Source organism: Mycobacterium shimoidei (assembly GCF_900417275.1).
In the GTDB taxonomy this organism is placed as follows: domain Bacteria; phylum Actinomycetota; class Actinomycetes; order Mycobacteriales; family Mycobacteriaceae; genus Mycobacterium; species Mycobacterium shimoidei.
Map to the genome: position 1 here is coordinate 2,523,757 of NZ_UEGW01000001.1, position 13,894 is coordinate 2,537,650.

Here is a 13,894-nt window from a genome sequence, read left to right on the forward strand (position 1 = left end):
CGCCGCTGTTGCAACCCGGTTGTTCGCCGGCGGAGAACAGGGTTCCTATGTCCGCGTAATGGTGTAATTATGTAATCATGAAAGCACATCATGGGCATGGACGACGTTACGGCCGTCCGGGCGGTTGGCAGCAAGCTGAGCAGCCGGACGCCAGCGACGCCGCCGAGTGGTTTGCCGGACGGTTGCCCGAAACATGGTTCGACGGCGATCCGACGGTCACCGTCGACCGTGAGGAAATCACGGTTGTCGGCAAGCTGCCCGAGACCTCTGACAAAGACGAGACGGAAGCCCACCTTTCGGGCCGGGTCTCACGGTTCCGCGAGGAGACGCGTGCCGAGCGCATGAACATCGCCGACGAGGCCCAGGCGCGCTACGGCCGCAAGGTGTCCTGGGGCGTGCAGGCCGGCGACCAACGAATCCTGTTCACCCACATCGCCGTACCGGTGATGACGCGACTGAAGCAACCGGAGCGTCAAGTACTCGACACCCTGGTCGACGCCGGCGTGGCCCGGTCTCGTTCGGACGCGCTGGCCTGGTCGGTCAAGCTGGTCGGCGAGCACACCCAAGAGTGGCTGGCGAAACTGCGGGACGCCATGTCGGCTGTCGACGATTTGCGCGCCCAGGGCCCCGAACTCTAGCCCGACCCCAACGGCTTTCCACATCCCGGGCAGAAGCGGTCCGCCGGGCGGTGGGTGGCACCGCACGACCAGCAGACATTGCCCGGCATACTGGCCGGGGCGGTGACGGTGTCGCCGCCACCGGACTGACCGGCACCCTGCCACGGCGGCGACGAAACAGTCTGCGCGCCAGAAGGACTCGCGGTGGTCGTCGGAGCCGCGGACGTCCCGTAGCTGGGAGCGCTGGCCGCGGCTTGCTGAGGCGGCGAGCCGGGCGTCCAGGCCTGTCCCGGGGTCTGTGCCGGGTAGGACGGCTGTTGCGGCATCTGATAACCCGGAGGCATTGGGCCTCCGGCTCCGGCGAGTTGCGGCTTACGGCGGCGTCCCAGCAGCAGTAACAGTGTGCCGAGTATCGCGGCCACCACCAACACGCCGACGCCACCGAGGACGTACAACAGCGTTTGCGATTTGTCAGCCGGCGCGGCGGGTTTGACGAGCGGCACGTTGTGCGACGTCAAAAACGCTCGCAGATCCGGAGTGTTGGTGATGAAGTTGAAGCCGGCCTGGGTGGTCAGACCTCGACTGTTCACACCGACAACCTGACCGTCCTTGTTGACGGTCGGTCCGCCCGACATGCCCGGGGCCAGTTCGGTGCTGACTTCAATCTGGACCACGCCGGACGGCATTACCTGATTGCTGGAAATGGTTCCGGTTTTGAAGGAGCTGCGAGCGATCTGACTCTGATCGGCGATGTCCTGCAAGTCACCGGGGAAGCCGATCGAGGTCACCGATTCGCCCACCTTTGGCGCGTTCTCGGCGACAACCAAGCCCGGAGTCGGCTTACTCATATTCGGGACATGTAACAACGCGATGTCACCGGCTTCGGGCGCCTTGACGTCGACGACTTCGACCGTTATCGGGCTAGTGATGGTTGCGTCGTCGACGCCGTTCGGCTGGATGGCGCGCACGCTGCGGTCGGGAGGCGATCCGCCGAGGTCGCCTTCCACCCGCCAGTTGGCGTACGCCTCGTCTTTGAAGGACGGGGCTTCCTGTTCGTGTAGGTAGCCGTCGAGGAGGACCAGCCGCCCCTGTCCGGGGTCCACGCAATGGCCGGCCGTGACGATATGTGCCTGCTCGCTGGCATACCAGCCGGTGCACGTCACCGAATACTTGAGTTTCTTTGTCCAGTAGCCCTCTCCGGCCGCATCGGCGCTGGGCGGGACGAGGATGGAGCCGGCCCACTGCGTCTGCAGAAAGACGATGGACTTCTCCAGGCTTCCCAGCCCGGCTTTGTTGTCGTCCGCGGTTGCCGCAGGGGCACCCGTCACCGCGCCGGCCGCCGCCAGGAAAGAGGCCGCGACCAAATGAGGAGCCTTTTTGATGAACGTAGCCTTCATAGCGGTCCTTAGAGTCAGGGGTTGTTGAGGATTCCGGTCGACTCAACCGGAGGCATGGGCAAACGTCACCGACCGGTGGTAAACAGCCGCGCTCACCGCTGCCCCATCCCGTCACCTCGCCGGTCGACGTAAAGGATGTGTTACCAACTGGCGCCTGTTCGCCGCTGGCAAACATCCCGGACGACGGCAGTGTACGCAGGTCGGATTGGTCTGCGGTGCAATTTCGCAAGAGACGGTCATGTTCTTTAAGCACAGCAGCAGCAGGCTCGCTAAGCCTAGGCGCTGGCCATCTTCCAGTAGGCACCCCGGCGCGCCATGAGCTCGGCGTGGTTGCCGTGCTCGACGATGCGGCCTGACTCCATCACCAAGATGACGTCGGCATCGCGGATGGTCGAGAGGCGATGCGCGATAAGGAAACTCGTGCGACCTCGGCGCAGCTTGCGCATCGCATGCTGCACCAACAGCTCAGTGCGGGTGTCCACCGAACTGGTCGCCTCGTCGAGGATCAACAGCTGTGGACGGGCCAGGAATGCCCGGGCGATGGTGATCAGCTGCTTTTCTCCGGCGCTGATATTGCCGCCGTCGTCGCTGACCCAGGTCTGATAACCGTTGGGCAGGGTGTGCACAAACCGGTCGACGTAGGCCGCTCGGGCCGCCTCGATGACTTCGTCCTCGGTGGCGTCCGGCCGGCCGTAGGCGATGTTTTCCGCGATGGTGCCGCCGAACAGCCAGGTGTCCTGCAGCACCATGCCGATTCGCGAACGCAGCGAATGCCGGCTCACCGTGGTGATATCGACCCCGTCGATCAAGATGCGGCCGGAATCGACGTCGTAGAAGCGCATCAGCAGGTTCACCAGGGTGGTCTTGCCCGCGCCGGTCGGGCCGACGATCGCGACCGTGCTGCCGGGCTCGGCCACCAGCGACAGGTCTTCGATCACCGGTGTGCCCGGCCGGTAGGCGAAGCTGACGTGCTCGAATTCGACTCGCCCAGTGGCTTTTTGACCGTTCGGGGACGGCAGCGTCGCCGCACGGTCGGCCGGTTCTTCGGGTTCGTCGAGCAGTTCGAATACCCGCTCGGCGCTGGCCACCCCGGACTGCAGCGTGTTGTACATCGAAGCCACCTGCGTCAGCGGCCAGTTGAACTGGCGCACATATTGGATGAAAGCCTGGATGCTTCCCACTGTGATCTGTCCGGTGGCCACCTGCAGGCCGCCGACTACCGCCACTGCGACGTAGCTCAGGTTGCCGATGAACGTCGTCGCCGGTGACACCAGCCCGGAGAAGAACTGGGCACCGAAACTGGCCTCGTATACGTCATCGTTGAGCCGCGAAAAATCGTCTTCGGCGCGTGCTCGATGGCCGAACGTCTTGACCAATGTGAAGCCGCTGTACGTCTCCTCGATGTGGGCATTGAGCCGCCCGGTACGGGCCCACTGGGCGATGAACAGCCGCTGCGAACGCCGGGTGATCGCGCGTGTGGCCAGCAATGACAGCGGCACTGTCACGAGTGCGAAGACGGTCAGTAGCGGCGAGATGGAAAGCATCATCACCAGCACGGTCGTCACCGTCAGAATCGCGGTCAACAGCTGGGTGATCGTCATCGCCAGCGACGTCTGCACATTGTCGATGTCGTTGGTGACCCGGCTGAGCACCTCGCCGCGTTGCCGTCCGTCGAAGTAGGCCAGCGGCAGCCGGTGCACCTTGTCCTCGACGTCGGAGCGCAGTCCCTGCAGGGTGCGCTGCACGGTCAGGTTGAGCAGCCGAGCCTGTGCCCAAATCATCACGGCAGCGACTAGATACAACATCAGCGCCAACGCCAGCGTCCGGGCGACCGCGGCGAAGTTCACCCCCTGGCCGGGAATCACGTTCATCCCGGACAACAAGTCGGCGAAGGTGTTGTTGCCGCGTGCCCGGGCCGCCGCGACGGCCTCGTCCTTGGACAGTCCCGCCGGAAGCCCTCGACCGATCACACCGTTGAACAGCAGATCGGTGGCATGCCCGAGGATACGCGGAACTACGACCCCGATCGCGGTGCCGCAGATCCCCAAAACGATCACCGCGGCGGCGAGTCCACGCTGCGGCGCCAAGCGCTTCACCAGCCGAAGCGCCGAACCGGTGAAGTCGCGCGAACGCTCCGTGGGAGTCTGGACCACGCCGCGCATCGGTCGGTCTATCGAGGCGGTCAACGCCGGCCCCCCACTTCGGCGGTCATCGATTGCGATTCGGCCAGTTCGCGATAGCTGGGGCAATCGGCCAGCAGCGCTTGGTGGGTGCCCGCACCGACTACCCGTCCGTCATCGATCACGATCACCTGGTCGGCCTGGCTGACTGTCGAAATACGTTGTGCCACAACGATGACCGTCGCATCCGCAGCAGCCTCGCGCAGTGATGCCCGAACTTGGGCGTCGGTGTGCACGTCGAGTGCGGAGAACGCGTCGTCGAACAGATAGATCGGCGGCCGGCGGATCACCGCTCGCGCGATCGCCAGCCGCTGGCGTTGCCCGCCGGAGAAGTTGATGCCGCCCTGGGCGACTCGCATTCGAAGCCCGTCGTCGTGTGCCCGCACGAACTCCTCGGCGGACGCCACCCGCAGGGCTTCCCACATCTCTTCATCGGTTGCGTCCGCTTTGCCGTAGCGCAGGTTGTCCGCAACCGTTCCGGAGAACAGATAGCCCCGTTGCGGCACCAGCCCGATACGCGCCCACAACTTTTCGATGTCGTAGTCGCGCACGTCGACACCGTCGACGAGCACCGCACCGTCGGTGACGTCGTAGAGCCGGCAGATAAGCGAGATCAGCGTGGACTTCCCCGAACCGGTGCTGCCGACGATGGCCGTGGTGGTGCCGGGGTGAGCGGTCAGCGAGACATCCTGGAGCACAGGGCGGTCCGCTCCGGGGTAACAAAACGTCGCAGCGTCCAACTGCACGAGGCCCTGCATGGCGGCCGGGGGGCTCGACGGGTTCTGCGGGCTGCTGATCGCCGGACGGACCGACAACACGTCGCTGATCCGCTCGGCGCACACCGAGGCCCGCGGCCAGACCATGAACGTCATCGTCGCCATCAACACCGCCATCAGGATCTGGGTGAAGTAAGCCAGGAACGCGATGAGCGAGCCGACCTGCATCTGTCCGGCGTCGATGCGCAGACCGCCGAACCAGATCAACGCGACGCTGGAGCAGTTGATGGTCAACGTGGTGACCGGGAACATCAGGGCCTGCCAGTTGCCGGCGGCCAAGGCGGTGTTCGACAGTGCGAGATTGGCCTCGCGGAACCGTTGACGCTCGAAGGTTTCCCGCGCGAAAGCCCGGACCACCCGAACCCCGGACAGCTGCTCCCGCATGACCCGGTTGATGTTGTCGAGCAGCTTTTGCATGCTCCGGAAGATCGGCAGCATGCGCGACACGATCCAGTAATTGGACCCGGCCAGCACCGGGACACTGACCAAAAGCAGCCATGACAGCCCGGCGTCTTGGTGGATGGCCATGAAGATGCCGCCGACGCACATGATCGGGGCGGTCACCAGCACCGTGCAGCCCATCTGCACCAGGAACTGGATCTGCCGGACGTCGTTGGTGGTGCGGGTCAGCAGTGACGGCGCCCCGAACCGGACGGTTTCGTGGTCGGAGAACGTGATGACGTGACGGAACATCGCCGAGCGCAGATCGCGCCCGAACCCCATCCCGACGCGCGACCCGAAGTAGACCGCGCCGACCGCGCACATCACCTGCAGCCCGGTGACGGCGAGCATCACCATGCCGAGCCGGACGATCGTCGCGGTGTCACCCTTGGTGACGCCGTCGTCGATGATGCTGGCGTTGACCGTCGGCAGGTAAAGCGAGGCCAGGGTGCTGATTAACTGCAGCGTCATCACCGCCGCGACCAGCCATCGGTACGGCCGGGCGTACTGGCGCAGCAGTGCCAGAAGCATCTGGTAACTGTTGCACACCCGACGGCCTCGAGTCGGGACGACGCGGTGGATTGGAAAGGCCTGGTCAGCGTGGTGCCTGGGTTGGCCACAGACGCTCCCGCTACAGTGCATGCTGTGACCAGCAAGAGGTGCGCGTAGCGGTGCGGCGCAAGGTGGGGGCGCTGGCCCTGGCGGCAGCGACCGTGATCCCGATGGCGGCCGCATGCTCTGATTCCGACTCCGACCAACCGCAGGAGACCCAGACGTCGGCGCCGTCTGCCGCGGAGGGACATCACGGGCCGTTCTTCCCGCAATGCGGCGGCATCAGCGACGAGACGGTTGCCCAGCTGACCCAGATAAGCGGGCTGGTCAACACCGCGCAGAACTCGGTGGGGTGCCAGTGGCTGGCCGGCGGCGGCATCCTCGGCCCGCATTTCTCTTTCTCCTGGTATCGCGGCAGCCCGATCGGTCGGGAGCGCAAGACCGAGGAGCTGTCGCGCTCCAGTGTCGAAGACATCAACATCAACGGCCATAGCGGTTTCATCGCCGTAGGTAATGAGCCGACGTTGGGTGATTCCTTGTGCGAAGTAGGTATCCAGTTTCAGGACGACTTCATCGAATGGTCGGTCAGCTTCAACCAGAAGCCCTTCCCCGATCCGTGCAATATAGCCAAAGAGCTGACACGGCAGTCGATTGCGAACTCGAAGTGAACCGCTCAAAGCTGACCCGGCTTCTGGTTAGCCTCGCCGTGCCGCTGACGGTGTTGGCGGTGCTGACCGGCTGCACCAGATCGGTGGGCGGCACCGCGGTCAAGGCGGGTTCCGGGGACGTGCAGCGCAACAACAACTCCGAACAGCAGTACCCGAACCTGCTCAAGGAATGCGAAGTGCTGACCACCGACATCCTCGCCAAGACGGTCGGCGCCGACCCGTTGGACATCCAGAGCACCTTCGTCGGCGCGATATGCCGGTGGCAGGCGGCCAACCCGGCTGGCCTGATCGACATCACCCGGTTCTGGTTCGAGCAGGGCAGTCTGGCCAACGAGCGCAAGGTCGCCGAGAACCTCAAGTATCAGATCGAGAACCGTTCCATCAATGGTGTGCAATCGATCGTGATGCGGACCAACGACCCCAACGGTTCCTGCGGTGTGGCCAGCGACGCCGCCGGGGTGGTCGGCTGGTGGGTCAACCCGCAGGCCCCCGGCATCGATGCGTGCGCGCAGGCGATCAAGCTCATGGAGCTGACGCTGTCGACGAACTCCTAGCGCTGCTAGCGCTGCTAGCGCGTCGAGATCGACGTCACCGCGAGAAAGTTCGAGAGCACGCCGCGCTGGTGTCAATCTCAGCGCGGCACGTGGAACCCGACTAGCGCTGCGCCGCCCGGACTGAGGTCTGCCCACTGGCCGGCAAAACGCAACGCCGCGATGCCCGACGTCGGGAACTTCGCCGCGATCGCGTCGAGCGCAACGTGATCGGTGCCCTCGGCGCCGGCCAGGACGGCGGCCACCGCGGACATGGTGGGCTCGTGCCCGACGACGAGCAACGTTGTCACCTCGTCGGCGACACCGTTGATCTCCTCGACCACCATTCCCGGTGTAGCTCCATAAAGCCGCTCGACGTAGCGCACCGGCGCCTCGACCCCGGTACGAAGCAAGGTTTGTCGCGCCCGCGTGGCGGTCGAGCACAGCACGGCATCGATGGTCGGCAGGCTCGCGCGCAGCCACTCGCCGGCCAGCCCCGCCTCTCGTTCGCCCCGCGGCGCCAGCGGCCGGTCGTGGTCGGCCACGCCGTCCGGATACGCAGATTTCGCATGCCGCAGCAGCACCAGCGTCCGGCGTGGCTCACTCACCCGACCCACGGTAGGGCACGGGCATGCCGATCGAGGTCCCCGGACTTGTCGGGAGCCGGTCCTACACTCGCGGTGCCCGGCTAGGAGAAGGGCGAGAGAGGGGATGCGACATGCGGTTCGTGCACAGCGCAGACTGGCAGCTCGGCATGACGCGTCATTTCCTGGCCGGCGAAGCCCAGCCACGGTATTCGGCGGCCCGCCGCGACGCGGTGGCCGGGCTCGGGCAGCTGGCCGCCGAGGTCGGCGCCGAGTTCGTGGTGGTGGCCGGTGACGTCTTCGAGCACAACCAACTCGACCCGCAGGTGATCAGCCAGTCGCTGGAAGCCATGCGCGCCATCGGGATTCCCGTCTACCTGTTGCCGGGCAACCATGACCCGCTGGATGCCTCGTCGGTGTACACCAGCGCGCTGTTCAAAGCAGAATGCCCCGACAACGTGGTGGTGCTCGACCACGCCGGCATCCATCAGGTGCGGGCGGGCCTGCAGATCGTCGCGGCGCCCTGGCGGTCCAAATCGCCCGGCGTCGACCTGACCGCCGAGGTGCTCGCCGATCTGCCGGTCGACGGCGTCACCCGCATCCTGGTCGCGCACGGGGGCGTCGACGTGCTCGACCCCGATCCCACCAACCCGGCGCTGATCCGGCTGGCCGCCCTGCAGGATGCCCTGTCCCGCGGCGCGATCCACTACGTCGCGTTGGGCGACAAGCATTCGGTCACCGAGGTCGGCGCCGGCGGGCGGGTCTGGTATTCCGGTTCACCGGAAGTCACCAATTTCGACGACGTCGAACCCCACCCCGGCCACGTGCTCGTCGTCGACGTCGACGAAACCGATCCGGCACGCCCCGTCACGGTGCAGGCCCGCCGGGTGGGCCGCTGGCGGTTCCTCACTCTGCACCACCAGCTCGACGACAACCGCGACATCGCCGATTTGGACGTCAATCTCGATCAGATTCCCGACAAGGACCGAACGGTGGTGCGGCTGGCGCTGGTCGGTTCGCTGACGGTCACCGACCGCGCCGCACTGGACTCCTGCCTGGACAGGTACTCGCGGCTGTTCGCCTGGCTGGGCTGCTGGGATCGCCACACCGACCTGGCCGTCATCCCGGGCGACGGCGAATTCGACGACCTGGGCATCGGCGGCTTCGCGGCGGCGGCCGTCGAGGAGTTGGTGGTGACGGCGCGCGCGGGCGACCCCGAGACTGCCGACGACGCCCAGGCGGCGTTGGCGCTGTTGCTGCGGCTCGCAGATCGAGGCGATCAAGGCGATCGAGGCGCGGCATGAAGCTGCATCGGCTGGTCCTGAGCAATTACCGCGGCATCACCCATCGCGAGATCGACTTCCCCGACCAGGGAGTGGTGGTGGTATGCGGGGCCAACGAAATCGGCAAATCGTCGATGATCGAGGCGCTGGATCTACTGCTGGAATTCAAGGACCGCTCTGCGAAAAAGGAAGTCAAGCAGGTCAAGCCGACCAACTCCGACGTCGGCTCCGAGGTCACCGCGGAAATCAGCACTGGCCCATATCGATTCGTCTACCACAAACGCTTTCACAAGAAGTCCCAGACGCAACTGACAGTGTTAACGCCGCGGCGCGAACAGCTGACCGGCGATGAGGCGCACGAACGGGTGCGCGCGATGCTGGCCGAGACGGTGGACACCGAGTTGTGGCACGCCCAACGGGTGCTGCAGGCGGCGTCGACGGCCGCGGTGGATCTGTCCGGCTGTGATGCGTTGTCACGCGCGCTCGACGTCGCCGCCGGAGACGCCGCCGCGCTGACAGGCAACGAGCCGTTGCTGGTTGAGCGCATCGACGCCGAATACGCCCGCTACTTCACCCCGACCGGGCGCCCGACGGGGGAGTGGGCCGCCGTCACTGCGGCGCTGCATGATGCCGAAGCGGAGGTGGCGCGGTGCGCGGCCGCGGTCGCCGAGATCGACGAGCGTGTGCGTCGCCACGCCGCGTTGACTGCCGAACTCGCCGAGCTGTCGCACCAGCAAGAGGCGGCGCACAGCCGGCATGCCGCCGCCCAAGCCGCCGCCGACAAAGTCGACGAGCTCACCGAACAACTGCGAGACGCACAGCTGATCGCCACCGCCGCGTCCGCGACCAGCACCACCTCGTCGACCGCGCACGCCGAACGGCTGCGGCTGCGGGACGAAATCGAGTCTCGCACAGCGACACTGGCCGCATTACAGGCCGAGGTCGACGAAATGGCAGCGGCAGAGTCCACCGCGCAAAAGGTCGTCGTGGCCGCCGAGCAAGCGGTCGAGCAAGCCGAACGGGTCGTGGCGGCCGCGCGGCAGCGGGCCGAGTCCGCTCGTCGCACGGTGGACGAGGTGTCCCGCCGCGAGGAGGCCGAGCGGCTGGCGGCCCGGCTGGCCAAGATCGACGCTACCCAAGCCGATCTCGAAAAGATCCGTGCCGAGCGCGCCGCGATCGCGTTGACCGACGACGGATTGCAGCGAATCGAGCAGGCCGCGGCCGCGCTTGACCGCGCCGAGGGGCAACTCGCATTGATCTCCACGACAGTGGAATTCACCGCGGCCACCGACATCGAACTTGCCGTCGACGGGCAACCGGTATCACTGCCCGCCGGGCAGTGCTGGTCGATGACCGCCAGCGCCGCAACCGAAGTCACCGTTCCCGGCGTCGTCACGGCGCGGTTCAGCCCCGGCGTGAGTGCGGTCGAGGTACAGAGCAAATACGCGGCGGCGCAAGACGAACTCACCGCCGCACTGGCTGCCGGACAGGTGAGCGACGTGGCGGCGGCCCGCGAAACCGGCCGGCTGCGCCGCGACTTGCTGCAACAACAGGACCGGCTCACCGCAGTCCTGACCGGGTTGTGCGGCGACGACAAGATTGAGCAACTGCGCGCGCGGCTGGCTGAGCTGCGTGCCGATTCGTCGGCTCACACCGACCCCGCCATCGACAGTGCCGCGGCCCGTGCCGAACTCGATGCGGCGGACGCGGCATATGCCCAGGCCGCGCGTGAGGTGGAGACCCACCGTAAGGTGGTGGCCGTGGCGATCGCCAAGCATTCCGAGATCGCCACGCAGACAACAGTGTTGCGTGACAAGCTCGCGACTCAACAGGCCGAGCTGGCCGCGGCCACCGATCGGCTGGTCCAGCAACGGGCTTCCGTCACCGACGATGACCTGGCAGTAGCCGCCGACGCCGATCGGCGTAAGGCGCAAACCGCCCAGCAGCGGGTCACCGAATTGTCCGAACAGCTGGCCACTGCCGAGCCGGACGTGGTAGCCGCCGCGTTGGCGCAAGCCACCGAGGCAGTCGAGGCGTTACGGACCCGCCACGACGAGGCCGCGCAAGCCCTGCGCGAGATCACTGTTGAACTCGCTGTGTTCGGCACCGAAGGCCGTCAGGGCAAACTCGATGCCGCCGAAACCATATACGAGCACGCCCGAAGCGAGTACCACCGAGTCGGCCGGCGAGCCCGAGCTGTGCAGCTGTTGCGATCGGTGATGGCACGGCACCGCGACGCCACCCGGTTGCGCTACGTGGAGCCGTTCCGCGCCGAGCTGCACCGACTGGGCCGTCCGGTGTTCGGGCCCAGCTTCGAGGTCGACGTCGACACTGACTTGTGTATCCGCAGCCGCACCCTCGACGGCTGCACGGTGCCCTATGACTCGTTGTCCGGTGGCGCCAAGGAACAACTCGGCATCCTGGCGCGACTGGCCGGAGCGGCGCTGGTCGCCAAGGAGGACACCGTCCCGGTACTCATCGACGACGCGCTGGGCTTCACCGACCCCGAACGGTTGGCGCGGATGGCGCAAGTGTTCGACACGCTGGCCGCCAACGGCCAAGTCATCGTGTTGACGTGCATGCCGGCCCGATACGACGGAGTCAAAGGCGCCCACCGCATCGAGTTGAGCGCCTAGCGCTCGCCGCGTTGTCGGCCAGTGTGCGCCACTTACACTCGGGCAATGTCGTCGCCCAAAAGGCCGCCCGTCCTTTTCTCGTTGCTGGCTCCGCGCCTGATGAAGTGGTATTCGAAGATCAACGTCGCGATCTATCGAGCCACCGGTGGGCGCATCGGGGGCCGAGAGCTGGGCCTACCGGTGTGTTTGCTGACCACAACTGGCCGCAAGAGCGGGCTACCGCGGACGCGTGCACTGGTCTACCTGGCCGACGGTGACCGGGTGGTCCTGGTGGCCGCACAGGGCGGCCTGCCCACACAGCCGCAGTGGGTGCACAACCTCCTCGCCAACCCAGAAGTGCAGGTGCAGATCGGGTCGCAGATCCGCAGCATGCGCGCGCGAGTCGCCGACGACGCCGAACGGGCGCAACTGTGGCCGCGACTGGTCGCGCTGAACCCGCGGTGGGCCAGATTCCAGTCATGGACCGACCGGGTGATTCCGGTTGTGGTCTGCGAGCCGGCTTAGCGGGCAAATTATCGATTCAACGAGCATCGGCCGCCTCTGTTAATACACTCAGCCGCAGAGGCGGTGAGCCATGGATCTGAACTGCGACTATGTGGTCGTTGGAACAGGGTCGGCGGGCGCTGTCATTGCAAATCGGCTCAGCGCCGACCCGGCCGTTTCGGTGGTCGCCCTGGAGGCCGGGCCGCCGAACACCAACAAATTCATTCGCATCCCGGCCGCGTTCTCCAAGCTCTTCCGCAGCGAGCTGGACTGGAATTACCTGACCGAACCGCAGAAGGAGCTGGGTGGCCGCGAGATCTATTGGCCGCGCGGCAAGGTCCTCGGCGGATCGTCGTCGATGAACGCGATGATGTGGGTCCGCGGGTTCGGCGCAGACTACGACCAGTGGGCCACCCACGCCGGCCCCGAATGGTCCTACGCACAGGTAGTGAGCTACTTCCGCCGCATCGAGAACGCCACCGACGCGTGGCATTTCATCAGCGGCGACGACAGCGGTGTGACAGGTCCGATCAAGGTGTCACGGCAGCGCAGCCCCCGCAGCTTGACGACGGCCTGGCTGGCGACGGCGCGGGAGTGCGGATTTGCCGCCGGACGCCCCAATGCCCCTGAGCCGGAAGGCTTCTGCGAAACCGTCGTCACGCAGCACCGGGGTGCACGGTGGAGCACCGCAGACGCCTACCTCAAGCCCGCGATGCGGCGAAAGAACCTGCGCGTGCTCACCGGGGCGACCGCCACCCGCGTCGTCATCGACGACAGCCGCGCGGTCGGCGTGGAATTCGACCAGGGCGGCCAGCGTCGCGTCGTCGAAGCGCGTCGGGAGGTGGTGCTGTGCGGTGGCGCGATCAACAGCCCCCAGCTGCTCATGCTCTCCGGTATCGGTGATGCCGACCACCTCGATGACCACGGCATCGATGCGGTGTACCACGCCCCCGAAGTGGGCCAGCATCTGCTCGACCACTTGGTCACCCCGCTGGGCTTCGACGTGCAGCAGGACAGTCTCTACACCGCCGAAAAACCGAAGCAGCTGATCGATTATCTGCTGCGGCGCCGCGGCATGCTGACCTCCAACGTCGGTGAGGCGTACGGGTTCGTTCGTAGCCGTCCGGATGTGGAGCTGCCCGATTTGGAGCTGATCTTCGCTCCGGCACCGTACTTCGACCAGGGCATCGGTGACCCGTATCCCGGCCATGCGGTCGTGTTCGGCCCGATCCTGTTGACGCCGCGAAGTCGTGGGCAGATTTTGTTGCGTTCAGCCGACCCGTTTGACAAGCCGATAATCGACCCCCGCTATCTGTCGGACCCCGACGGCGCCGACCGCGCCGTGATGATGGCCGGTCTGCGGATGTGCGCCCGGATGGCCGAAACCGCGCCGCTGAACGGACTACTCGGTGCCATCGCGCGGCCCGTGGGCGCCACCAAACTCGACGATGCCACCCTCGAGGAGGCGCTGACCAGCTGCTCGCACACTCTTTATCACCCGGTGGGCACCTGTCGCATGGGCAGCGACGAAGCCAGCGTGGTGGATCCCGCGCTGCGGGTCCGCGGCGTCGAGGGGCTCAGGGTTGCCGATGCGTCGGTGATGCCCACCATCATCCGCGGGCACACCCACGCCCCTTCGGTGTTGATCGGCGAAAAAGCCACCGACCTCATCTCCTCCTAACCGCGAAAGTGCAACTACCGACGGTGTTACTCGTGAAATGCGTCGTGGAATGCACTTTCGCGGCGC

Annotated in this window: 11 protein-coding genes; 7 read left to right on the top strand and 4 right to left on the bottom strand. The window is 66.1% G+C overall.

Annotated features, from left to right (window positions below):
* Positions 1-77 precede the first annotated feature (77 nt).
* Positions 78-638 (top strand): hypothetical protein, encoded by a 561-nt coding sequence (locus tag MSP7336_RS12385; protein WP_069395458.1) that lies wholly within the window; start codon positions 78-80, stop codon positions 636-638.
* Here the strand turns inward: MSP7336_RS12385 and MSP7336_RS12390 are convergent.
* The 3 genes from MSP7336_RS12390 to MSP7336_RS12400 form a co-directional block, all read right to left on the bottom strand.
* Positions 635-2,014, bottom strand: a complete 1,380-nt coding sequence (locus tag MSP7336_RS12390; RefSeq protein WP_113964890.1) for a trypsin-like peptidase domain-containing protein — start codon at positions 2,012-2,014, stop codon at positions 635-637. The genes MSP7336_RS12385 and MSP7336_RS12390 overlap by 4 nt on opposite strands.
* A gap of 275 nt (positions 2,015-2,289) precedes the next feature.
* Positions 2,290-4,176 (bottom strand): ABC transporter ATP-binding protein, encoded by a 1,887-nt coding sequence (locus MSP7336_RS12395; RefSeq protein ID WP_069395456.1) that lies wholly within the window; start codon positions 4,174-4,176, stop codon positions 2,290-2,292.
* Between the two features lie 20 nt (positions 4,177-4,196).
* Positions 4,197-5,942: an ABC transporter ATP-binding protein gene (locus tag MSP7336_RS12400; RefSeq protein WP_069395572.1), complete on the bottom strand. Its 1,746-nt coding sequence runs from the start codon at positions 5,940-5,942 to the stop codon at positions 4,197-4,199.
* A gap of 140 nt (positions 5,943-6,082) precedes the next feature.
* Here MSP7336_RS12400 and MSP7336_RS12405 point away from each other — a divergent pair, with 140 nt between their 5' ends.
* Both MSP7336_RS12405 and MSP7336_RS12410 read left to right on the top strand, forming a co-directional pair.
* Positions 6,083-6,631, top strand: coding sequence for a DUF3558 domain-containing protein (locus tag MSP7336_RS12405; protein ID WP_069395455.1), 549 nt, complete (start codon positions 6,083-6,085; stop codon positions 6,629-6,631).
* An 11-nt stretch (positions 6,632-6,642) separates the two neighbouring features.
* Positions 6,643-7,185: a DUF3558 domain-containing protein gene (locus MSP7336_RS12410; protein ID WP_069395571.1), complete on the top strand. Its 543-nt coding sequence runs from the start codon at positions 6,643-6,645 to the stop codon at positions 7,183-7,185.
* 77 nt (positions 7,186-7,262) lie between these two features.
* Here MSP7336_RS12410 and MSP7336_RS12415 read toward each other — a convergent pair whose 3' ends face one another.
* Complete coding sequence (locus MSP7336_RS12415; protein WP_069395454.1) at positions 7,263-7,769, bottom strand: SixA phosphatase family protein; 507 nt, start codon at positions 7,767-7,769, stop codon at positions 7,263-7,265.
* 110 nt (positions 7,770-7,879) lie between these two features.
* Here MSP7336_RS12415 and MSP7336_RS12420 point away from each other — a divergent pair, with 110 nt between their 5' ends.
* The 4 genes from MSP7336_RS12420 to MSP7336_RS12435 all read left to right on the top strand — a co-directional run bounded on the left by MSP7336_RS12420 (position 7,880) and on the right by MSP7336_RS12435 (position 13,828).
* The gene (locus MSP7336_RS12420) at positions 7,880-9,049 is read left to right on the top strand and encodes a metallophosphoesterase family protein (RefSeq protein ID WP_069395453.1); all 1,170 of its coding nucleotides are present in this window, start codon (positions 7,880-7,882) and stop codon (positions 9,047-9,049) included.
* Complete coding sequence (locus tag MSP7336_RS12425; protein ID WP_113963806.1) at positions 9,046-11,664, top strand: AAA family ATPase; 2,619 nt, start codon at positions 9,046-9,048, stop codon at positions 11,662-11,664. The genes MSP7336_RS12420 and MSP7336_RS12425 overlap by 4 nt, the downstream gene beginning before the upstream one ends.
* A gap of 45 nt (positions 11,665-11,709) precedes the next feature.
* Positions 11,710-12,168, top strand: a complete 459-nt coding sequence (locus MSP7336_RS12430) for a nitroreductase family deazaflavin-dependent oxidoreductase (protein ID WP_069395451.1) — start codon at positions 11,710-11,712, stop codon at positions 12,166-12,168.
* A gap of 70 nt (positions 12,169-12,238) precedes the next feature.
* The gene (locus tag MSP7336_RS12435) at positions 12,239-13,828 is read left to right on the top strand and encodes a GMC family oxidoreductase (RefSeq protein WP_113963807.1); all 1,590 of its coding nucleotides are present in this window, start codon (positions 12,239-12,241) and stop codon (positions 13,826-13,828) included.
* Positions 13,829-13,894: the final 66 nt, after the last annotated feature.